Here is a 22,251-nt window from a genome sequence, read left to right on the forward strand (position 1 = left end):
ACTCCTTTTTATACAAGTGAATAAATGTATGAAAAATAGAGAATACGGATTTTTTCACCCCAAAGATAAGCGATAAATAAGCCGAAAGACAAATGAGGGCCAAACCGGATTTCCGTTTTTCTGCTCACTGGACGTCCCCAAAACCATTGCCAACCAATATACAGACTGGCCACCAGGGTAGCAAGCCAAAAAGCAATCAAGACATTTGGCCATCCAGTGACTATCCCGCCCATGACAAGCAGCTTCACATCTCCATAACCCAAACTTTTTGTCAACCAACTGAGGAGGCAGCTGCCTATTCCAGCCAAGAAAGCGGCCATTAGATAATGATCAATCCGCTCATCGTGAACAAACAGGCGAAAACAGAAAAAAAAGGCAAAACCGCTATAAGTAAATAGATTGAGGATCAAACCGGACCATATATCGGTCAACGAGACCATGACCAAAATCCAGATAAAAAAAAGACCAAGCCATTTCTCAGGTGAATAAGCATAAGCTTCATAACAAAAATAAGCAGCAATGCCTGTAATGAAACAAACGGACAGATGGATTCTTTTTGTTTTTGGGATCAAGAAGCATGGATCTTGAGACAGCTGTTTCATTTTCCAATGTAAAGCCTTCTCAACGATCGAGGGTGAATGATACGCCAAGCCCATACTGATCAAAATATAAATCCATTCCTGTACATTACCGCTCATGCAATTCCAACCCTGCTTTGCTCTTCTTTCCAACAACAATGCCTGGATCAATCCACCCTTCTTCTTGCAACTGCTGATAAGCCATTTCAAGGGACTGCATGCCATAATTTCTTCCAGCCTGCATGACCGACTCGATCTGGTGCAGCTGGTCTGTTCGAATCAAATGACTGACAGCCGAAGTATTGATCAGTACTTCTACAGCAGCAATTCGTTCATAAGGAGAATGGCTTAACGGAAGCAAGCGTTGGGAGGTAACTGCCAGTAAATTCAGAGCCAATTGGGAACGGATTTGAGATTGTTGGACAGGTGGAAACGCATCAATCAGGCGGTAAATAGCTGATACAGCTCGACTTGTATGCACAGTTGCCAATACGAGTCTTCCCGCTTCAGCTGCACGAATGGCAGCCTGCATGGTTTCACGGTCTCGTAATTCGCCGATCAAAATGACATCTGGATCCTGCCGTAAAGCTGAACGGATCCCGGCCAAAAAACTGTCTGTATCCAAACCAATTTCTCGCTGTTCAATCATGGAACATATAGGGGTATGTATATATTCAACAGGATCTTCCAATGTAATAATGCGGAGCGTCTCTTGCTGGTTCAAATAATGAATGAGAGAGGCCAAAGTCGTCGTTTTTCCGCTCCCGGTAGGACCTGTAACCAATATCAATCCATGTTCTTCGCAAATGAGGTCCAGCAGAATGGGTGGAAGCCTTAAATCCTGCGGAAGCGGTATCTCTTTTGGGAATAACCGAATCGATATACTCGGTAACCCTTGTTGAGAATAGATGTGCAAACGCAATCGGATCCCTTCTGGGTGTACCAGGCTTAAATCGGTTTCCTTCCCTCGCTGTACATCTTCCCGTTCCTTTTGCTTTAAAATTTGTGCAAGAAACAGTTCCATTTCTTGTACAGATATGAACGTATAATCCATGGGCATAAGCCGCCCCTGGACACGCATATAAGGGGGCTTTCCGCTTGACAGATGAAGATCGGAAGCCTTGGCACGATAAGCCATTTCAATCAAATTGAATATATACAAAAACATTCCCCCAACAATTATTTACTTTCTAGTATATCTTATCGAATCTCCAACACGCTTTATTTTACAATATTTTTACATTAATGAATCCAGAAAAAAAAGGCGATTTCATAACGAAACCGCCAGATTGTACAACAAAGATTCTGCTTTCCAGTCGCGGGAGTTTGGGCGAAGACGTTCAACTGGAAACGAACCCCTTTCTTGTGCATTTATTCTTTTTCAAACAAGAGCTTTTCCAGTTCATCCAGATTTTCTTCAAATACCTGGAGTGCTGCACGAATCGGTTCGGGGGAAGTCATATCCACTCCGGCTTTTTTCAGTACATCAATCGGACTGGCCGAGCTACCTGCTTTGAGGAAATCAATATAACGATCAACAGCGGGTTTTCCTTCCGTCAGGATCTGCTTTGACAATGCTGCGGCTGCACTAAAGCCTGTGGCATACTGATACACATAATAGTTGTAGTAAAAATGCGGAATTCTGGTCCATTCTATTCCAATCTCCTGGTCAGAAACAACATGTTTTCCAAAATACTTCTGATTTAATGCATAGTACCAGGAAGTGAGCTGTTCAGCAGTCAATGCCTCACCTTGCTGCGCTTTTTGATGGATGAGATGTTCAAATTCTGCAAACATGGTTTGACGAAACACCGTCGCACGAAAATCCTCTAATTGATGTGTGATCAAATATATGCGTTTTTTCCTGTCATTGGTTGTTTTCAACAGGTAATCATTCAATAACAATTCATTGCAGGTAGAAGCCACTTCCGCTACAAAAATCGAATAATCACCGTATACGTAAGGTTGCGTTTTCCTCGTATAATAACTATGAACTGAATGACCAAATTCGTGAGCCAGGGTAAATAAATTATCCAGATTATCCTGCCAATTCATCAAAATATACGGATTCGTACCATATGCACCTGAAGAGTAAGCTCCACTTCGCTTTCCTTTGTTTTCATAGACATCGACCCAACGATTCTGGAGCCCTTCTCGAACAATGGACAGATAATCTTCACCCATGGGGGATAACCCTTGAAGTAAGATGTCTTTTGCTTCATCATAAGTGATTTTCATTTTGACATCTTCGACCAATGTGGCATAAACATCATACATATGTAATTCCGTCAAGCCCATGGCCCGTTTTCGCATTTCCATATAACGGTGCAGCAGATGCAGATGTTCATTGATCGTTTCCACCAATTGATCATACACAACTTCAGGAATTTGTTTTTCACTGAGTGAAGCATGCCGTGCAGAATTGTATTTCCGTATTTTCGCCATGTAATTATGCTTTTTCACTGTCGCACTCAAGGTACTGGCAAATGTATTAACAAACTGGCCGTATGTGCCATACATGGCCAAAAATGCGTCTTTGCGCACACGGCGATCATGACTGCGAAGGAACTGGATATAACGCCCTTGTGTCAACTCTACTTCATTTCCGTCTTCATCGATAATCGTTGGAAATTTAAGATCCGCATTGCTTAACAGTCCAGCTGTGTGTCTGGATGCATCCATTATCTCTGAAGCACCAGCCAACAATGCTTCCTCATCAGGAGATAAAACATGCTCTCTTTTTTCATTAATCACTTGTAATGCATATTCATATACTTTCAGTTCCGGATTTTCTTCAAGGAAGGATTTGAGTTTTTGTTCGTCGATGGCCAAAATTTCAGGTACCAGATACGCCTTTGCGCTTCTCGCTTCCGTATACAGGCTGATAATGCGACTTCTCATGCTTTGATAAAACGCATTGGTGGTGTCCTGGTCAAAACGCATATGGGCGTAAGTATACAATTTCTCGATCCGCTGAAAAATCTCATCGCTACACTTGAGGGCAGCAAGCAACTGATCAGCTGATTGCCCCAATTTCCCCTGATAAGATTGCAATTCTGGCACACCGTTTTTTACCGCTTCAAATTCTTTTTCCCACTCTTCGTCTGTTGCAAATATGTCCTCCAATCGCCAAGTGTATTCAGCCGGAATCTCCGAACGGGTTGGTAATTTTTTGACAGCTTTTTTGCTTGCCATGATCTCGCCTCTTTCATTCAAAGTGATCACGATCATACTGTTCCAATGAGCGCCAGCCCATCGTATATCAGCCTAAACCTCTGATGGCAGAAATCTTAAACTGCAAAGAGAATGGAAAAGGAATCCTTCGTTTCCAACGTCCTTATTATTTATTATAAGCTTTTCTGTTTATTGAAGAAACAAATCAGCCATTTTTCATTTCTCATCTCATGATTCAACCTGGATCGATGTTTTCCCGTAAATCGATAGCCGATCACTTGCAATCCTCTCCATAATCAAACACAATGGAGAAGGAGAAAGGAGTAGCAAAATATGCTGGTAGTGAAAGATCTAACAGGCGGTTATTCCAGGCATCAACCTGTTATCCACCAAATTTCCCTGGAAGTGCAGCCTGCGGAAATTGTCGGCTTGATTGGCGTAAATGGTGCAGGTAAAAGTACCACCATCAAGCATATTCTTGGATTATTAACCCCTCAAAGTGGATCAGTTACCGTCCAGGGGTCGACCTTACAGGAAAATCCTGTACAATTCCGTTCCCATCTTGCCTATATTCCTGAAGTTCCCCAGTTTTATGAGGAACTGACCTTGTGGGAACATTTGGAATTAACTGCACGGGCTTATCAGATTCCACCCGAAGAGTTTAAACAAAGAGCCGAGTACTTGCTGGATGTATTTCGTATGAAAAAAGTTGCCAAATGGTTTCCACACACCTTTTCCAAAGGCATGCAACAAAAGATCATGCTATTGTGTGCTTTTTTGGTTGAACCTTCTCTCTTGATTGTAGACGAACCTTTTGTCGGGCTTGACCCTCTGGCCATCCAGGCCTTGCTCGATTTACTGCTACAGCGAAAAAAAGCAGGGACAGCCATTCTGATGTCAACACATATTCTTACCATGGCTGAAAAGTATTGCGATCGCTTCGTTTTACTTCATGAAGGAAGAGTCGCCCTTTACGGAACACTGGAGGACATGCGAAAACAGATTGGGCTGCCAAATGCTTCTCTGGAAGAGCTATTTATCCAAGTGGTAAAGGATTGAACAAATGAAAACAGAACAACTCTTCATTCAACGGATGTCCTCTTCGTGGCGACAAGCGATCCGTATCATCTCATTGATTATCGGAGGCGGCGGAACACCGATTGTGGTTGGAGCCATGGTGATCTTCCTGTCCATCGCTTACTCACGCTTTTTACTATGGCTGCCAAAAGATGTTCCCATTTCCTATGCCATTGCATTTCTTCTCTCTTTACCTCTAACCTTTAGCCGCCTGCGCACATGGATTCAGCCAGCTGATCTTACTTTTTTATTGCCTTTGGAAACAAAGATGAAGAACTATTTCCGGTACAGCTTCATTTATAGTACGAGTATTCATCTAATCAGACTGCTCTTGGTGGGCTTTATCCTATTCCCTCTTTACCAGTTACGTTTGGGAAACACCACATCATTTGGGATCACCATTATCCTGCTCTGTTTATTACAGGTGTGGAACAGCTATATTAGCTGGCTGGAAGACCGACTCACTTCATTTCAATCCTCTCGATATGTACATACTTTGCTTTTCTTTCGCTGGTTAATCAATGGATGGATCTCTTTTTTCCTGCTGACCAAACATGAATGGATCAGCCTGTTTTCTTTTGTGGTCCCAATCCTGCATCTGTTTTATCTTCGTTCCATGATATCCGGTTATCCCTATCCGTGGATGCTGCTTAGCGAGCGGGAGCGTAAAACGTTAATGAAATATTACTCCATCGCCGGATGGTTCGTCGATCTTCCTCATATTCGCTTTCCAGTGAAAGAGAGAAAATGGCTCACCTGGTTTTTGGAAAAATTGGCTCCCAGACAGAAAGCTTTTTCTTATCTCTATTGGCGCACATTTTTCCGGCATGGCGATCTTTTTGCCATTTATCTACGCATTTTACTTTGGGCTACGGTGATCATTCTATTTTTACCAAACTTATGGATAATTCTCGCAACCCTATTATTCAGTATCTGGCTCATCGCCATCCAACTGCCACAAATCGCTTTATTACAACGATATCCACTGATTACCCAGCTCTACCCCATTACCCAAGAAGAACGAATCAGCTGTTTTTCCCGGATGTGCTGGCTCTTGCTTGCTTCTTTTACTCTTATGATGGTAATGGTCGGAGCTATGACTGTCGTTCCTGTTCTCTATCTCCTGCTAATCGGAACTGCAGGCTGCTTGCTTGGTTATTTCCTAAGCTATGTCTACATTCCCAAGCAAATCAGGGAGAAATCATAACCCCTTGAACAAAAAATCGCTGCCTGAACAAGCATCCAATTTCAGGCAGCGATTTTCAAAAGATACCTTTCTGTAACAGCATTGGTACTTTGCTTTCCCTATTTTTTCTGCAGCTTTTGTATATCTTGAATCATCTGCTTCATGTCTGGCTTCAATCCGTCGTAGAATTTAACGACTTTTCCAGTCTGATCGATTAAATAAAACTGGGTTGGATGGTTAAACAAGACAACATCCGGTGAAGGACCTTTTACTTGATCAATACTTCCTTTAAAGGTATCCTTGGCCATTTTCTGAATGTCCATGAACTTGTAACCCGTTAGCAAAGACCAGTTAGACAAATCAGCACCATGTTTTTCCGCAAACGCTTTTAATACCTCAGGCTTGTCGTATTCTGGATCCACCGTGAAAGAGACCAGATGCACATTCACGCCCGCCTTTTTCAACTCTTTTTGCACATTGGCCATATTGGCGGTCATGGGCGGACAAACATTGGGACAACGTGTAAAGATAAAATCAGCTAACCATACTTTCCCCTTCAGATCACTCAAGCCAAAGGGTTTCCCATTATGATCCGTATACTTGAAATCAGGTACTTTCCAGTTCAAACTTGATACATCATTCGATTGTGGAGTCGTTACGGTATTGCTTTGTGTATTTGAAGCCTCACCAGAAGGTTGAGTAGCACAGCCAGCGAGTATACTCGATATGAGAAGTAAAGCCAACCATAATGACGATTTCTTTCGCACGGGTCGATCCTCCCTTCAATCTCTTTATTAAGATATCACAAATAAACAAAAACAAAAGCTTTGTCACAAAGTCGTGACAGAAATCCGTCCTCTCTTCTTTACTTCAAAACCCAACATCCCTGTACTACAGGAATGTTGGGTTGCCCTGTTCGATCAATCTCCTGTAAAATTTTTTATTTCACACGCATTTTTTCCAATTCCGGGATCAGTCCATGAGAAACACGCCAAATATCGCCAGCACCCATTGTCAAAACCAAATCGCCAGGTTTGGTATGTGTTAACAGGTAATCAATAATTTCTTCTTTTGAATCAATAAACCGGGTATTGGGATTACTGTTTTTTACAATCAACTCTGCCAATTTTTCTGCACTTACACCAGGAATCGGCTTCTCTCCCGCTGGCGCATAAATGGTATTGATAATGACTTCATCTGCATCAGCAAAAGCTTGACTGAATTCATGAAAAAGAAGATGAGTCCGTGAGTACCTTTGTGGCTGGAAAACGGCAACTATTCGCCGATTTAGCGCTTTGGCAGCTTTCAGTGTCGCCTGAATCTCTGTTGGATGATGAGCATAATCATCCACAACGAGTATATCTTCCACTTCGCCAATGATCTGGAAACGGCGTTTGGTACTTTGAAATTCATATAAAGCTTTGGAAATATCTGCAAATGTCAAACCAACTTCCAAACAGGCAATGATAACCGCTAAAGCATTGGAAACATTATGACGCCCGGGTATTTGTAAAGTTACATCCCCCAAAATTTCTTCTCCACGCATGACTGTAAAAGAGGTTTCGCGCTGATTAAACCGGATGTTTGTCGCACAATAATCGGCCGGGTGATCCAATCCATATGTAATGCATCTTTTACTGGTTTCTTTCATCAAATCACGCACATGCGGATCATCCGCACATAAAATGGCCACCCCATCCGGACGAACTTGACTTAAAAACTTGAGATAAGCCTGCTTCAGGTTTGCAAAATCGCCACCATAATTCTCCAGATGATCAGGCTCAATGTTGGTCACTACAGCTATATAAGGGAAATACTCCAGGAAGGTTCCATCACTTTCATCCGCTTCTGCCACGACATAGTCGCTTTGCCCTGCTTTGGCATTTCCCTTCAGGCTCACGATTTCGCCGCCAATAATATAGGTTGGATCTGTTCCGCAAATCTCCATTGTTTGTGCAATCATCGAAGAAGTCGTCGTTTTGCCATGTGCTCCGGCAACCGCAATCCCTTTTTTGTTATTCAGAAGCCGAGCCAGCATTTGCGAACGATGTAAAGTTTCGATTCCTTTTTCACGTGCCGCCACCAACTCTATGTTATCTTGCGCAATACTTGAAGAGTAAACAATCACCTTGGCTCCTTCAATATTGGCCTGGTCATGACCAATGGTCACAATCGCTCCGCGCTCTTCCAGTTTTTCCACCAATTTATTCCGCGCCACATCCGAGCCAGAGACTTTATAACCCAAATCCAGTAACACACGAGCAATAGCGCTCATGCCATAACCACCAATACCAATAAAATGCACATGTTGTTTTTGTTCCATCACAATCACCAACCTTTATCATGTTGTCTCAATTTACTCTGTAACCAGTAAGGAACGTGCCTCGGAAACCAAATATAAAGAACCTGTAATCAATACAAGATCTTTGGCTGCAGCCCACTCTTTCAGACATTGAAGTCCTTTTTCTACGGAAGAAACGACTTCAACGTTTTTTTCCGGTGCCATCTGTTTAATCCGCTCTGCCAATTCATTTGCCGGTAAAGCACGTGGAGCATCTGCCACTTCGGTCACAAGGATCTGATCCGTTATGGTCAATAACGGCTTTAACATTTCGTCTACCTCTTTATCTCGCATCATGGCGACCATCGCCAAACAACGATCATATGTATAAAATGCCGAAACAGCTTTTACCAGTGCATTCATCCCATCCGGATTATGTGCCCCATCCAGCAAGATGAACGGTTGTTCACTGATTTTCTCCAGACGGCCAGGCCAGCTTACCTTTCTCAATCCGAGTTCAAAATGGAAATCCTCCAGGATTGTTGCATAATATTGCCTGAGCACTTCCAAAGTCATAATGGCAGTAGCGGCATTTTGCAGTTGATGCTCACCAGCAAGCGGGATTTTTAAAGCATCGAGAGAGCGATATATATTTGAAAAACGGAATGTTTGAGAGTCCATGGTTCTTTCAATGAGATCAATATGAAAATCTTCGTTCATCACATACAGTCGACATTTTTTCTGTTTTGCTTCATCCACAATCACCTGTGTTGCTTCAGGGCAAGTGGTACCACAAACTACAGGCACACCCGGTTTGATGATGCCCGCTTTTTCTTGCGCAATATGAGTGATGGTATCTCCCAGAAACTCTTTGTGATCCATTCCAATTTGGGTAATGACAGAAACCAATGGAAAGACCACATTCGTTGCATCCCATTTGCCACCCAAACCTGTTTCCCAAACGATAAACCATGGAATGGCTTCATAGGCAAAATAACAGAGTGCTACCAAGGTCCAAAACTCAAAGGGTGAAGGTGCCCCAGGACCTTCCTCCATCATTTCGACGAACAGCGGATAGAGATGATTGGCCCATTTTACAAGGGATTCATCTGAAATGGGTTCACCATCCACTTGAATGCGTTCATTCCATTTTGTGACATAGGGAGACACAAACAAGCCTGTTTTATATCCGGCTTCCACCAATACAGTCGAAATCATGGCCGCTGTAGAACCTTTCCCATTGGTTCCAGCAATGTGAATAAATTTCAATCTTCGCTCCGGATGGTTCAGCCTTTCCAACATCCATTCCATCCGTTCCAAGCCAGGTTGAATCCTTGCTACACAATTCTGTTTCATCCATTGAAAAACATCTTCCACATTTCCAAATACAGATGTGTTGCTCATCCTTCTTCGCTTCCCTTCATAAAGATCTCTGTGGAAAATACAAAGATCTATACTTTGTTCATTTTGCCTGTGAAGTTTGGGCTTTGTCAATAACAAAAAGAGAGGGTAGGTATGATGCCTACCCTGTCTTTACTGCATTTCCGCAAGTCTAGCCAATACTTTTTCTCTTTTCGCCTTGTATTCTTCTCCTTTTTTCCGTTCCGCTTCAACCACATGTTGCGGTGCTTTAGCAACAAAGCCGGGGTTAGCCAGTTTCTTTTCCACTCGTTCGACTTCGGCATTCAATTTCTTTAATTCTGCTTGTAAACGTGCAATGGTTTGCTCAATATCGACCAATCCCGCCAGCGGCAAGAATAACTCCGCTCCTGTGACGACTGCTGTCATCGCTTTTTCAGGGCGTTCCATTGCGGGATCTACATGCAGTTGTTTCACACCGCACAGTCGTTTGATCGCTGCTTCATTATTTTGTATCGCAGGGAGTACATCCATGCCAGGACGAACAAATAACTCAATTTGATGTTTTGGAGCGACTTCCATTTCGGCCCGGATATTCCGTACAGCACGAATCATTTCAATCAGGATCTGCATATCTCGAACAGCTTCTGGAGCATGATAGGCCGGATTTTCTGTAGGCCAATTGGCGATGGTAATACTCTCGCCTGCAACAGGCAGGTGCTGCCATATTTCTTCTGTAATGAATGGCATGATTGGATGAAGCAAACGCAATGATTGATCCAGTACATGAACCAATACAGCTTGGGTGGTCCGTTTTGCTTCCATATCTTCGCCATACAGTGGCAATTTTGCAAACTCAATATACCAATCGCAGAATTCATCCCAAATAAAATTATACAAAATCCGACCCACTTCACCAAATTCGTAACGCTCTAACAGCTGCGTCACATCACGAATGGTCTCATTTAAGCGGTGTAAAATCCAGCGATCCGAAGCGGACAGCTTTTTATCCGATAGGCTGAGCTCTTCTGGGGTGACACCTTCCAGATTCATCAAGACAAAACGGGAAGCATTCCAAATCTTGTTGGCAAAGTGCTGGGCTGCCTCCACACGTTCCCAGCGGAAGCGCTGGTCATTTCCAGGAGTACAGCCAGTTGAGAGCATAAAGCGCATGGCATCTGCACCATATTTCTCAATCACTTCCATCGGATCAACGCCATTCCCCAAAGACTTGGACATCTTACGGCCTTCAGCATCCCTTACCAACCCGTGGATCAACACATCCTGGAACGGTTTTTCCTCGACAAACTCGAGTGCCATGAAAATCATGCGAGCTACCCAGAAATAAATGATATCAAAACCTGTAACCAATACATCGGTTGGATAATAACGCTTGAGATCCGCAGTTTCTTCTGGCCAACCCAAGGTAGAAAATGGCCACAGTGCAGAACTGAACCAGGTATCAAGCACATCCTCATCCTGTCTTAAACGCTGGCTTTGGCATTTTGGACACGTTTTGGGTTCTTCACGGGCAACTGTCATTTCGCCGCAATCGTCACAGTACCAGGCTGGAATGCGATGTCCCCACCACAATTGACGTGAAATGCACCAATCACGTACATTTTCAATCCAATGGAGATAAATTTTTTCAAAGCGTTCAGGAACAAAACGAACCCCTTTACCGTTCTTTTGGATCTCAATGGCTTTTTCAGCAAGTGGTTTCATTTTGACAAACCACTGCGTGGACAGATAGGGCTCTACAACAGCATCGGAACGTTCGCTATGTCCAACAGAATGCACATGTTCTTCAATCTCAACCAATACGCCTGCTTCCTGCAAATCCTTCACAATTTGCTTCCGGCAGTCAAAACGGTCCATTCCTTGGTATTTACCTGCGTTTTCGTTCATTTTACCTGCTTCATCCATGACAACGACTTGTGGCAAGTTGTGACGCTGGCCAATCTCAAAATCATTGGGGTCATGAGCCGGCGTAATTTTAACTGCCCCGCTGCCAAACTCCGGATCCACATATTCATCGGCAATAATCGGGATCTCACGTCCCACAATCGGCAAGATGACCGTTTTGCCAATGAGATGTTTGTATCGTTCATCTTCCGGATGTACCGCTACCGCAGTATCTCCCAACATCGTTTCCGGACGTGTGGTTGCTACCCGGATAAACCCAGAACCATCCTTGAGCGGATAATTCATATGGTACAGAGCACCTTTTACTTCTTTGTAAATCACTTCGATGTCAGACAAAGCGGTCCGCGCGACAGGATCCCAGTTAATAATGTATTTCCCCCGATAAATCAGGCCTTTTTCATACAAACGAACAAACACTTCCCTGACTGCATTGGAAAGCCCTTCATCCAGAGTAAAGCGTTCTCTTGAATAATCAACCGATATCCCTATTTTTCTCCATTGATGGGCAATATTTTTGGCATATGTTTCTTTCCATTCCCAGACTTTTTCTACAAACTTTTCGCGTCCCATATCATGACGGCTAATTCCCTCTTCACGCAGTTTCGCTTCCACCCGCGCTTGCGTTGCAATTCCAGCATGGTCCATTCCTGGTAACCACAAGGTATCATAACCTTGCATACGCTTAAAGCGAACCAAAATGTCCTGGAGTGTATTGTTTAGTGCATGTCCGATATGAAGATTACCTGTCACATTTGGTGGCGGAATCACAATCGTATATGTTTTTTTATTCGGGTCTTTTCCTGCTTCAAAAAACTTTCCCTCTAACCAGAAATCATACCATTTTTCTTCCGTTTTCTTTGGATCATAAACGGATGGCAAATGACTCTTTTCTTCTCTTGTCATTTCTAAACCTCCTTTTTTTCCAACAAAAAAACCTTCCATCCCAAAGGACGAAAGGCTTACTTTCGCGGTACCACCTTTGTTCACTGTACATATGTACAGTGCCCTCTATTCCGTAACGGAGATCCATCCGGTTAGCCTTACTACTGATCGTTTCAGACTAACAGCTCCAGGGCGACCTTCAGCAACACCGATCCTAAGAAACCTTCCAGCCAAGGGTTTCTCTCTCTGAAGGTGGTACGTTGCTTACTCCTCCCTGTCATAGCCAACCCATATCCGATTTTATTTATATTATTCTACACTTGTTATTTTGCGAAGTCAAATATCTCGGGGGCGGCATTATCCATTGGGTACCCATTTTTGAAAGCCAGCCGCATTTTTATCAAATTTGATAATATAGACCACTTTTTTTATTTTTATCTAAACCTATCAAAATAATCAATGATTAATGCCAAAGATTTTTTTGATGGTATCATACATCATTTGAGGATCCGCAAGAAATGCCAATAATAAAACGGTACACAACATCATGACGCTGAGAAAGATGATAAAGAAAATACCACGGTAGACTTTCCTAATCAAGGTCTTCACCAATTGCCAATCCCCTTCCTAAATCATCCTGCAACTTTCATTTTAACATATTCTTATTCTGCCTGTTTTGTACCAATCTGTCTAGTGAACGATTCTTGAAACCCTTATGATATTCCTGATTTTATCCACACTGGCCCAAACCTTTTTATTTTATGTGCATATATTTTGACTAACAACAAATTTATTGCCTTAAGCCAAAAATGAGATTAAAGGGGGTTTTCATGTTAAAAGCATTTTTTTGTATAGTTGGCATTGGTCTTACACTCAAAATCCTAAAAATCGCCCTGCAGAGGTATCACAAAAACAAATAAAAAATCCAGGGATTCCTGGATTCCAGCTTGTTGACAAAGTATCCTTTATATGCCGGTTTACCTTTTCCGTTTCACTCCCGCCCAATCAATACGAGCAAGAAGCCGTTCAACTGGAAAAGTAAAACCGGGTTTGTAGAGCGGTCTCAAATCCAGAGATTCCTCGATTCATCTTACAGGAGTCTCTGGATTATCTTTTATATTTTCCCTTTTTTGGTCTTGTTGCCGCTTGTTGTACCTGTTTCCGAACTTTCGTCACCCATAATTCTTTACTCCATTCCTGCAAAACATCGATCTGCCGGAATACTTTATCCAATTGTCGAACATAAGTGGATTCATAGGACAACTTGGGTTCATGCATATATGCCTTTACAATTTTCACCAACCGCTCTGGATAAGCCAAATAAACGGCAAGCAACCTTTTTTCTTTGGGTAACAAAGGGTTTTCCTGTTCATATTCCTGCAACAGACGGGCATGCTCCTCGACATCTCCTTGATCAGACACCAATCGATGGAAAAACATGGCTACATCCCGTACGGGTGTATTTACTTGAGCATGATCAAAATCAATCCAATAAAATCCTTCATCTCCAGGTAAAATATTACTGGAGTGGAGCCGGCGATGACAGAGCGTATAACGTGGCGCTTTTCCAGATTCGTGCTCCAGGAATTTCTCCATTCCACTAATGGCAAAGTGAAAGGTCTGTTCCAATTGCTTCCGATTTTTTATCAGATTTTTTTCAAATGGAGAAAGAAATCCGCGTTCCTCCTGCTCAACAAGTTGAAAAATCTCTTCTTTTTTTCCACGCCAACCTCGTGGCAGCTTTTCGGTCACATGGTTTGCCAGTTTGATATAAGGTTGAACCACAGGCTCAGCTAATCGGTGAAATATGCCCAATGAACGGATTAACTGGCTGGGTGTAAGTGTTTGTTTTTCCTTTGTATCAATCCACGGGGTAGCATACCAATTTCTGGAATCTGTCGTAACAACGGCTTCTCCTGCCAGGGTTTGTATCCATGGAAGTATATGCTGACACCCTGCTTCCCGAGTCTGTTCAAGAAACTGATGAAGCAATAACAGCTTTTCCTTTGATTTCTTAGTTCTTTTCAAGGCATAAGCTGTTCCATCCGGCTCTACCACCTGATAGATCGAGCCCACAGGGTGTACAGCAGTTGGATTCCAACCATACTGACTGATCACTTGAGTTAATTCGGGATCATACATGGACGAACGTGCCAACAGACATTCTCCCCTTTTCCTAACTGTCTCGTGCTTCTACCTGAGGTGATATAGGAATATACAGAATTTCACCTTCTTCGATATAGTCCGATTGAAGTTGGTTGGCTTTGATCAGTTTCTCTGTTGAAATTTTAAATCTGTCTGCCAGATAATCAACTGATTCGTTTTTCTGCACAATAACCATTCGCATCGGTTTAAATGTCTCTTCTCTTGAACGTACAAGCCATCTGACCCATTCAGGTCCCTGTTGCTCCTCAGCTTGTACTTCATCCAAGCTCTCTTCTTCCAAATGGGGCTCAGCCAAGTCTTTTGGCTCATCTGCTGCCTGTGTGCTCTCTTTGTCCAATGAATTCGGAATCGATTGATCATCTTCCTGTGTATTCGCCCGTGCAGGTGAAACCAGATGATCTTTTCTTTCTTTTTCCGAAGTCTGTTCCTTGCTCTGACGAATGTTTTCTTCCTTCTCTTCTTGCTGTGCTTGCACAGGTTCAGAACTTTCCTCAATGGGTGAGTAAGTGATCCTTTCTTCTTCATCTGCTTCCTGGAATTCTTCTTCATTGGGTTCTTCATAATGAAAGGCTACTTGGGCTGGTTCAGCGTAAAAAGCAGGCTCATTGGTTTGTAATTCATCTGCTTCTTTTTCAGGTTCTGGCAATAATCCATCAATAACCAACATCGCTTCAATCTTCATTTCAAACGGCGACAAAACAGAATAGTCAAATGATTCAATCTCTGCTGAAATATGCTTCAGCTCAGCCCGATCGCTTGGAAGTGTTATTTCGACCGGGATGACATACGCTATCTCTTCCCGTTCCACTTCCTCCATGTCCGAGATGTGTACTTCCGGTTTGAAATCATCACCTAAATAAAATCCATTCAATCGTAAATAACCTTGAATCTTTAAATGTTGTCCTTCTTCTTTAATTTCTACATCTGGATATAAATCCAGTTCCAATAAGGTACCAATTCCCGGTTGTTGCGGATGCAGTCGAACCTTTTCAGAAATATCAAAGCGGAGTTGCTGAAACTCCTGTTCTACCAAGGAAATCCCTCCTTCGTATTCTTTGTCCATCAAAGGATCAAGGCCATCGATTTTGTACTGTATTGTATCTATATGCATAGAAAATAAGTATATACCGCCAAGATATTTGCTAAAAAAACAGTCCAGCACTAAGGCTGGACTAAAGTTTCCGCTTATTTAACCAATTGCTCTAAAGCATAGCGGTTCGCTTCAATGGTACGTTCGATATCTTCATCAGTATGTGCAGTTGATACAAACATGCCTTCAAACTGGGAAGGTGGCAATAAAATGCCCTGTTCTAACATGAAACGGAAATACTGTGCAAAACGTTCCAGATCGGACTGTTTTGCCTGATCATAGCTGATGACTTTTTCTCCTGTGAAAAACAGGCAAACCATCGACCCTACGCGGTTGATATGATGTGGGATTCCCGCTTTTTCTGCATTTTCTCTAAAACCTTCTTCTAACCGTCTTCCTTTTTGTTCCAATTCTTCGTAAGCAGCAGGTGTCATTTCTTCCAAAGTGGCTATTCCAGCTGCCATGGCAATCGGGTTCCCTGACAGTGTACCCGCCTGGTATACAGGTCCAGATGGTGCAATCAGATCCATGATCTCTTTTTTGCCGCCATACGCTCCGACTGGCAAACCTCCACCAATCACTTTCCCCATGGTTGTTAAATCCGGCGTCACTTGATATTTTCCTTGTGCCGAATAATAATCGACCCTAAAACCGGTCATGACTTCATCAAAAATCAGCACGGTACCGTATTGTTCGGTAATCTCTCGCAATCCTTCCAAAAATCCGGGTTGCGGAGGTACCACTCCCATATTTCCAGCTACAGGCTCGACGATGACTGCTGCAATATCTTCACCATATTTTTCAAAAGCAAGCTTGACACTTTCCAGATCGTTGTATGGTACCGCCAAGGTATGTTGTGCTGTCTGTTCCAATACGCCCGGGCTGTCAGGCAGTCCCAATGTTGCAACTCCTGAACCGGCCTTGATGAGGAGACTGTCTGAATGTCCATGATAACTGCCTTCAAATTTCAAGATCTTGCGGCGTTTCGTATATGCCCGTGCCAGACGCAATGCACTCATCGTTGCTTCGGTTCCGGAATTTACCATCCGCACAATTTCGACAGAAGGCATTCGCTCAACGACCATGCGGGCCATTTGGGTTTCAAGTTCCGTTGGTGCACCAAAACTCGTCCCCTTTGCAGCCGTTTCCTGCACACGGCGAACCACCTTCGGATGGGCATGTCCCAGAATTAACGGTCCCCAAGAGCCAATATAATCGATATATTCATTGCCATCGACATCAACAACGCGCGAGCCTTTTCCCTCTGCAATAAAAACTGGATTCATCCTGACCGACTTAAAAGCACGAACAGGTGAATTGACTCCACCTGGAATTAATTTGAGGGCTTCTTGATAATTCGCTATCGACTTTTCATAACCCTTATGCATCGATCTCACATCCATTCCTCACGAAATAACCTCAAATGAAAGTCTTCCTTTTCTCTGGTTATTTTAACGCAAAAAAGAAAAGTTCTCACGGAAGAGGAGGGAATTTTTTGCAACAATCTCAGGACAGGGTGATCCGTCTTTTTTTATCGAAAAATGTCGTGCAGAATATTTTTCCGCACGACATCGATCTTTATCGCTCTTCTTTTAACCATCTGGCAATATCTTTCGCATGGTAAGTGATAACCAAGTCAGCTCCGGCTCGTTTAAAAGCATGCATGGTCTCCATAACGACACCCTTCTCATCAATCCAGCCATTTTGAGCTGCTGCTTTGACCATGGAGTATTCTGCGCTTACATTATAGACTGCCACTGGGAGGTCAAACCGTTCTTTTACCCGATACACAATATCCATATAAGCCAGTCCTGGTTTTACCATAAGTATATCTGCGCCTTCTGCTACATCGGAAGCGGCTTCTCTCATCGCTTCTCTGGCATTGGCCGGATCCATTTGGTAGGTCCGCCGGTCACCAAACTGAGGTGTGGAATGTGCCGCATCCCGGAAAGGTCCATAATAGCTGGAAGCATATTTCACTGCATAGGACATGATCGGGATGTGATCAAATCCTGCTTCATCCAGTCCTTTGCGAATAGCATAGACAAAACCATCCATCATATTGGAAGGAGCGATCATATCAGCTCCAGCTTTTGCCTGGGAAACGGCCGTCGACACCAATCGTTCGAGCGATCGGTCATTCACAATCACGCCATCTTCTACAATTCCACAGTGCCCATGGGAAGTATATTGGCACAAACATGTGTCTGCGATGACATACAAAGATGGCGCATTCTTTTTAATGCGGCCAATCGCTTTTTGGACGATTCCCTGTTCCGCATCCGCCTGACTGCCACATTCATCTTTTTCATGGGGAACACCAAACACAATGACGGATGGGATCCCCCATTCGACTACTTCCTGAATTTCTTCATCCAAACGATCTAAAGAAAAATGATAAACACCAGGCATAGAAGGGATTTCTTCTTTGATCCCTTCTCCTTCCACAACAAAAATAGGATAAATGAGATCACTCACTTGTACCTGATGTTCTCGAACCATTTTGCGAATCGCTTCATTGGCACGCAAACGACGATGACGGATAAATGATTGCATGATGATTGCCTCCCTACAGCATCTTTATGAAGTGGGTTGTAACTGCTTGGTGATCCTTTCCAACAATCCTTCAATCGTATAGTTCTCTGCTATAACATCGACACGCAAACCCAGTTTTTCAGCAGTACTCGCTGTAATCGGTCCGATACAGGCAATCGTTGCCTGATTGAGCAGTGCAATTACATCATTGCAGCTGGACTTCAGTCCCTCAACCAGATTTTTTACAGTCGACGAGCTCGTAAATGTAATAATGTGGATTGCTCCTTCACGAAGCATCTCTATAATTTCTGTAGCATTCTCTATATTAGGGCGTGTTTCATAAGCATCGACAGCTGTTACATGGCAACCCATTTGTTCCAACTCTTGCGGTAAAACATTGCGAGCAATGTTCGCCCGTGGAATCAGAATCTCCTGTCCTGGTTGAATGAAGGGACGTAAACTTTCAACTAACGCTTCTGCCTTAAATTCACCAGGAAATACGTCTACCAACAATCCTTTTTCTCTCAAAGCTATAGCTGTCTTCTCCCCTACAGCGGCAATCCGTGCTTTTGCCATTTGGCGAATATCGATCTTTTTTTCCAGTAAACGTTGGAAGAAAAATTTCACACCATTTGCGCTGGTAAAAATAACCCAATCGTATTCTCCCAGGCGATCAAGGGCTCGATCCAATGGTTCCCAATCAGTCGGCGGGGTGATTTGGATGACAGGAAATTCCCATGCTTCTCCCCCTAACGCCTCAATTTTTTCAGCTAACTCACTATTTTGACTACGTGACCGAGTCACTAACACACGTTTACCGAATAATGGTTTCTTTTCAAACCAGGAGATTTTCTCGCGAAGACGAACCACATTACCCACGATAATAATCGCAGGAGAACGAAATTTTGCTTCTCTTGCCTTTTCTACAATATCTGCCAATGTTCCGACCAATGTTTCTTGCTCGACACGTGTTCCCCAGCGAATCAAAGCAATGGGTGTTTGCTCCGGGCGACCATGTTTGATCAACTCCTCCACAATCAATGGGAGATTACTGACCCCCATCAAAAAGACCAACGTTTCCGTAGCCTGAGCAAGTAAACCCCATTGAACAGAAGAATATTTATGACCAGAAACAATGGCAAAAGAGGAATTGAAGTCCCGATGGGTGACAGGAATACCCGCATAGGCTGGTACAGCAATGGCTGATGTAATCCCCGGAATTACTTCAAACGGGATTCCCTCAGCCGCCAAACGTTCTGCCTCTTCGCCTCCACGCCCAAAAACGAACGGATCGCCGCCTTTGAGTCGAGTGACGATCTTTCCTTCTTTCGCTTTTTGCACAAGAATGTCATTGATTTCCTCTTGGGTATAAGTATGGTGTTCCGGTGATTTTCCGACATAGATTCGTTCAGCATCAGAACGCGCATATCGCAATAATTGGGAACTGGCGAGGCGATCATAGACAATCACGTCTGCCCGTTTGATCGCCTCTTTTCCTTTGAGCGTAATCAAGCCAGGATCTCCTGGCCCCGCTCCTACCAGATAAACCAGCCCCATCATACCACAATCTCCTTTTGTACTTGGGCTAAAAGCTGTCTGGCTCCCTGATCGATCAATTGCCCTGCCAGCTTTTGACCTAGTTCCCATTCATCTTGTCCAACCAAAGTAGCCTGAATCACTTGTTTGCCACTTGGATCAGCGACAAGTCCACTCAGGTGAATCTGACCATCTACCCATTCAGCATAAGCTGCCAATGGTAAATGGCAACCGCCTTGGAAGGATTTCAAGAAAGCGCGTTCTGCCCGTACTGCTCTAGCTGTTTGTTCATGATTTAGTTTGACTAGCAACTCCAGCAATTCCTGATCATCCTCACGGCATTGAATCGCCAATGCCCCTTGTCCAACGGCTGGAAGCATCGTATCAGTAGATAAAATTTCTGTTACTTCCTCTTTCCAATTCATCCGCCGAAGACCTGCAGCTGCCAAAATAATCGCATCAAATTTGCCATCCCGCAATTTTTGCAATCGCGTATCGAGATTCCCACGAACCGGTTTTACCTGTAGATCTGGACGTCGGGCCAAAATCTGAGCCTGGCGCCGTAGACTGCTGGTACCCACGACTGCACCTGATGGCAACTCATCCAGAGTATATCCCTCCCGTGAAATCAAACAGTCACGAGGATCTTCACGGAAAGGAATGGCTCCCACTACTAGCCCCTCAGGCATTTCAGCTGGCATATCTTTCATACTATGAACAGCAAAATCAATCCTTTTATCCAATAAAGCCTGCTCAATCTCTTTGACAAACAAACCTTTGCCGCCCACTTTGGACAGCGTGACATTCAAGATACGATCACCTTTGGTCACAATTTTCTCTTGGCGAACCTGGACATCTGGGCAAATCTCCTTTAGTTGCTCAACCACCCAGTTGGTCTGGGTCAAAGCCAAAAGACTTTTTCTCGTTCCTACCACCAACGGCCGCATCCTCGTACCTCCTTTCAACACTGGGACTGAATCTCTTGCTCAATCCACTGCAGCATCCATTCCTTCGCCTGATTTGGATGCAATCGACAAATATTGATCCACTTTGGCGAAATCAGTTCTTTCATCATTTTTCTGCGTTTTTCCTGATCCGGTACCCTTTTTTGAATATGAACTCGCATTTCATGGACGAGCTCGAGCAATAACGCATATTCTTCGCTATATCTCTCTTCCAGCTCCTTGCGGATTTGTTTGGCCAGGCTGGGACTTGCACCATGTGTGGAAATGGCCAGGGTCAGCTTTCCACGACGAACCGTAGATGGAACGATAAAATTGCAGAGTGCCGGCTGATCCACCACATTAATGAATTGCTTTCTTCTCCTGGCATCGTGATAAATCTGCTTATTGACATCTGGATCATTCGTAGCAGCAATGACTATAAGACAATTTTCTCCATCTTTTTCCTGATAAAGACGAGGAATCCAAATAATTTTCCCCATTTGTGCCCAGCTTTTGATTTTGTCTGTCACCTGGGGACTTACCACAATCACATCTGCATTCCCCGCTAAAAGTGAGCCAATCTTTCGCTCAGCCACAGCACCCCCACCGACGACCAGGCATCGATGTGATGTTAAGTCAGCCATCATCGGATACACATACTTCATGCTGCAAGCTCCTCTACCTAAAACCAATGATGAAATGACACATGAGTCCCTGAAATCACCACGTTAAGCAAAATAGACAGAAAAGCCAGGGTATTCCACCAAGCCAAGCGGCGACCATTCCAGCGATTTGCAACCCATTGGTACAACACAAAACCATAAACGACCAAGACCAGGAATGAAGCCCAGATCTTCAGGTCATACCAAAAGAGTCGCCCAATCAACTGATAAATCCAGATAAAACCCAAAATCATCGCAACACATAACAACGGAGTACCAATCAGCACCAGATAACGCGAAAAAATCTGCAGCCGATCCAAGCTGGGCAAGCGCATCAAAAACTTGTTCCACTTCTTCTTTTTCAAGAGATAATTATTCATCAAATACAAGGCTGAACATATACTGGATAAAGAAAAAGCGGCATAGGACAGAATCGAAAACGAAATATGCACAAAACCCAACTCAGACAACAATAATTTTGTATACTCCATTGACAAATCCCTGGCAAAAAACAAATGAAACGCTAGCACGGTAAACCCGATCAGATTGGAACAGAACGCAAACAGATCCATACGTCGATATAATCCATTGATCACCAATGTAAAGGTAACCAGTGCCCACGAATAGATAAATAAAGCATCGACCTGTATCGAAACAGACCAGATCGAGAACATCTCAAAAATAAAAGAAGTGGACTGAATCAGCCAAACACCGACCAATAACGCATTGGACAAGTAGCGTGATCGTGGATTGGGATAAAGCAAATCTGAAAAAGAAAAAAGAAGACTGAGTGCATAAAGATAAATAAGAAAATCGTATAGCCACCGCTCAGCAAACACTTGGATTCCCCTTTCG

General features: G+C 43.5%; 17 protein-coding genes and 1 other annotated feature. Of the genes, 2 read left to right on the plus strand and 15 right to left on the minus strand.

The genetic code is table 11. The features are described from left to right. Positions 1-8: 8 nt before the first annotated feature. The 3 genes from BMZ78_RS10385 to pepF form a co-directional block, all read right to left on the minus strand. On the minus strand, positions 9-698 hold the full coding sequence (locus BMZ78_RS10385) for a prepilin peptidase (protein WP_175482408.1): 690 nt from the start codon (positions 696-698) through the stop codon (positions 9-11). Further along, positions 688-1,740 carry a type IV pilus twitching motility protein PilT gene (locus tag BMZ78_RS10390; RefSeq protein ID WP_245739817.1) on the minus strand — a complete coding sequence of 351 codons (1,053 nt, stop codon included), beginning with the start codon at positions 1,738-1,740 and terminating at the stop codon, positions 688-690. Before BMZ78_RS10390 ends, BMZ78_RS10385 begins: the two co-directional genes overlap by 11 nt. A 209-nt stretch (positions 1,741-1,949) precedes the next feature. Further along, a complete protein-coding gene (gene pepF, locus BMZ78_RS10395; protein WP_093230143.1) occupies positions 1,950-3,773 on the minus strand; it encodes an oligoendopeptidase F in 1,824 nt (607 codons plus the stop codon). 312 nt (positions 3,774-4,085) lie between these two features. On the opposite strand from pepF, the gene BMZ78_RS10400 reads away from it, so the two are divergent. After that, positions 4,086-4,811: an ABC transporter ATP-binding protein gene (locus BMZ78_RS10400; RefSeq protein ID WP_093230144.1), complete on the plus strand. Its 726-nt coding sequence runs from the start codon at positions 4,086-4,088 to the stop codon at positions 4,809-4,811. A gap of 4 nt (positions 4,812-4,815) precedes the next feature. Continuing rightward, the gene (locus tag BMZ78_RS10405; protein WP_093230146.1) at positions 4,816-6,036 is read left to right on the plus strand and encodes an ABC transporter permease; all 1,221 of its coding nucleotides are present in this window, start codon (positions 4,816-4,818) and stop codon (positions 6,034-6,036) included. 98 nt (positions 6,037-6,134) lie between these two features. Here BMZ78_RS10405 and BMZ78_RS10410 read toward each other — a convergent pair whose 3' ends face one another. From BMZ78_RS10410 to BMZ78_RS10465, 12 genes are all read right to left on the minus strand, one after another. Continuing rightward, the gene (locus tag BMZ78_RS10410) at positions 6,135-6,782 is read right to left on the minus strand and encodes an SCO family protein (RefSeq protein WP_245739818.1); all 648 of its coding nucleotides are present in this window, start codon (positions 6,780-6,782) and stop codon (positions 6,135-6,137) included. 173 nt (positions 6,783-6,955) lie between these two features. Further along, the gene (murC, locus tag BMZ78_RS10415; RefSeq protein WP_093230147.1) at positions 6,956-8,338 is read right to left on the minus strand and encodes a UDP-N-acetylmuramate--L-alanine ligase; all 1,383 of its coding nucleotides are present in this window, start codon (positions 8,336-8,338) and stop codon (positions 6,956-6,958) included. A gap of 33 nt (positions 8,339-8,371) precedes the next feature. Next, positions 8,372-9,700, minus strand: coding sequence for a bifunctional folylpolyglutamate synthase/dihydrofolate synthase (locus BMZ78_RS10420; RefSeq protein WP_093230149.1), 1,329 nt, complete (start codon positions 9,698-9,700; stop codon positions 8,372-8,374). A 129-nt stretch (positions 9,701-9,829) separates the two neighbouring features. Beyond that, complete coding sequence (locus BMZ78_RS10425; RefSeq protein ID WP_093230258.1) at positions 9,830-12,484, minus strand: valine--tRNA ligase; 2,655 nt, start codon at positions 12,482-12,484, stop codon at positions 9,830-9,832. A 40-nt stretch (positions 12,485-12,524) separates the two neighbouring features. Beyond that, positions 12,525-12,753 (minus strand) — a binding site (T-box leader). An 817-nt stretch (positions 12,754-13,570) separates the two neighbouring features. Then, positions 13,571-14,620: a phosphotransferase gene (locus BMZ78_RS10430; RefSeq protein ID WP_093230150.1), complete on the minus strand. Its 1,050-nt coding sequence runs from the start codon at positions 14,618-14,620 to the stop codon at positions 13,571-13,573. Between the two features lie 19 nt (positions 14,621-14,639). Further along, the gene (locus tag BMZ78_RS10435) at positions 14,640-15,662 is read right to left on the minus strand and encodes a LysM peptidoglycan-binding domain-containing protein (protein ID WP_175482409.1); all 1,023 of its coding nucleotides are present in this window, start codon (positions 15,660-15,662) and stop codon (positions 14,640-14,642) included. A gap of 152 nt (positions 15,663-15,814) precedes the next feature. Next, complete coding sequence (hemL, locus tag BMZ78_RS10440; RefSeq protein ID WP_093230153.1) at positions 15,815-17,107, minus strand: glutamate-1-semialdehyde 2,1-aminomutase; 1,293 nt, start codon at positions 17,105-17,107, stop codon at positions 15,815-15,817. Positions 17,108-17,297: 190 nt separating this feature from the next. After that, positions 17,298-18,278, minus strand: a complete 981-nt coding sequence (hemB, locus tag BMZ78_RS10445) for a porphobilinogen synthase (RefSeq protein WP_425263928.1) — start codon at positions 18,276-18,278, stop codon at positions 17,298-17,300. Positions 18,279-18,299: 21 nt separating this feature from the next. Continuing rightward, entirely contained in the window at positions 18,300-19,811 is a 1,512-nt protein-coding gene (cobA, locus tag BMZ78_RS10450; protein ID WP_425263929.1) for a uroporphyrinogen-III C-methyltransferase, read from the minus strand. After that, positions 19,811-20,737 (minus strand): hydroxymethylbilane synthase, encoded by a 927-nt coding sequence (gene hemC, locus BMZ78_RS10455; RefSeq protein ID WP_093230158.1) that lies wholly within the window; start codon positions 20,735-20,737, stop codon positions 19,811-19,813. Before hemC ends, cobA begins: the two co-directional genes overlap by 1 nt. Positions 20,738-20,751: 14 nt before the next feature. Beyond that, entirely contained in the window at positions 20,752-21,399 is a 648-nt protein-coding gene (locus tag BMZ78_RS10460; protein ID WP_093230159.1) for a precorrin-2 dehydrogenase/sirohydrochlorin ferrochelatase family protein, read from the minus strand. Between the two features lie 17 nt (positions 21,400-21,416). Beyond that, a complete protein-coding gene (locus BMZ78_RS10465) occupies positions 21,417-22,235 on the minus strand; it encodes a cytochrome C assembly family protein (protein ID WP_093230161.1) in 819 nt (272 codons plus the stop codon). Positions 22,236-22,251 lie beyond the last annotated feature (16 nt).

Source organism: Thermoflavimicrobium dichotomicum (assembly GCF_900114055.1).
Classification (GTDB): domain Bacteria; phylum Bacillota; class Bacilli; order Thermoactinomycetales; family Thermoactinomycetaceae; genus Thermoflavimicrobium; species Thermoflavimicrobium dichotomicum.

Bases quoted from the DNA above. Each gene is read 5' to 3' on its own strand.
- hemL (WP_093230153.1), bottom strand. From the start codon at position 17,107: ATGCATAAGGGTTATGAAAAGTCGATAGCGAATTATCAAGAAGCCCTC.
- BMZ78_RS10385 (WP_175482408.1), bottom strand. From the start codon at position 698: ATGAGCGGTAATGTACAGGAATGGATTTATATTTTGATCAGTATGGGC.
- hemC (WP_093230158.1), bottom strand. From the start codon at position 20,737: ATGCGGCCGTTGGTGGTAGGAACGAGAAAAAGTCTTTTGGCTTTGACC.
- BMZ78_RS10405 (WP_093230146.1), top strand. From the start codon at position 4,816: ATGAAAACAGAACAACTCTTCATTCAACGGATGTCCTCTTCGTGGCGA.
- BMZ78_RS10420 (WP_093230149.1), bottom strand. From the start codon at position 9,700: ATGAGCAACACATCTGTATTTGGAAATGTGGAAGATGTTTTTCAATGG.
- BMZ78_RS10425 (WP_093230258.1), bottom strand. From the start codon at position 12,484: ATGACAAGAGAAGAAAAGAGTCATTTGCCATCCGTTTATGATCCAAAG.
- BMZ78_RS10460 (WP_093230159.1), bottom strand. From the start codon at position 21,399: ATGAAGTATGTGTATCCGATGATGGCTGACTTAACATCACATCGATGC.
- cobA (WP_425263929.1), bottom strand. From the start codon at position 19,811: ATGGGGCTGGTTTATCTGGTAGGAGCGGGGCCAGGAGATCCTGGCTTG.
- BMZ78_RS10400 (WP_093230144.1), top strand. From the start codon at position 4,086: ATGCTGGTAGTGAAAGATCTAACAGGCGGTTATTCCAGGCATCAACCT.
- murC (WP_093230147.1), bottom strand. From the start codon at position 8,338: ATGGAACAAAAACAACATGTGCATTTTATTGGTATTGGTGGTTATGGC.
- pepF (WP_093230143.1), bottom strand. From the start codon at position 3,773: ATGGCAAGCAAAAAAGCTGTCAAAAAATTACCAACCCGTTCGGAGATT.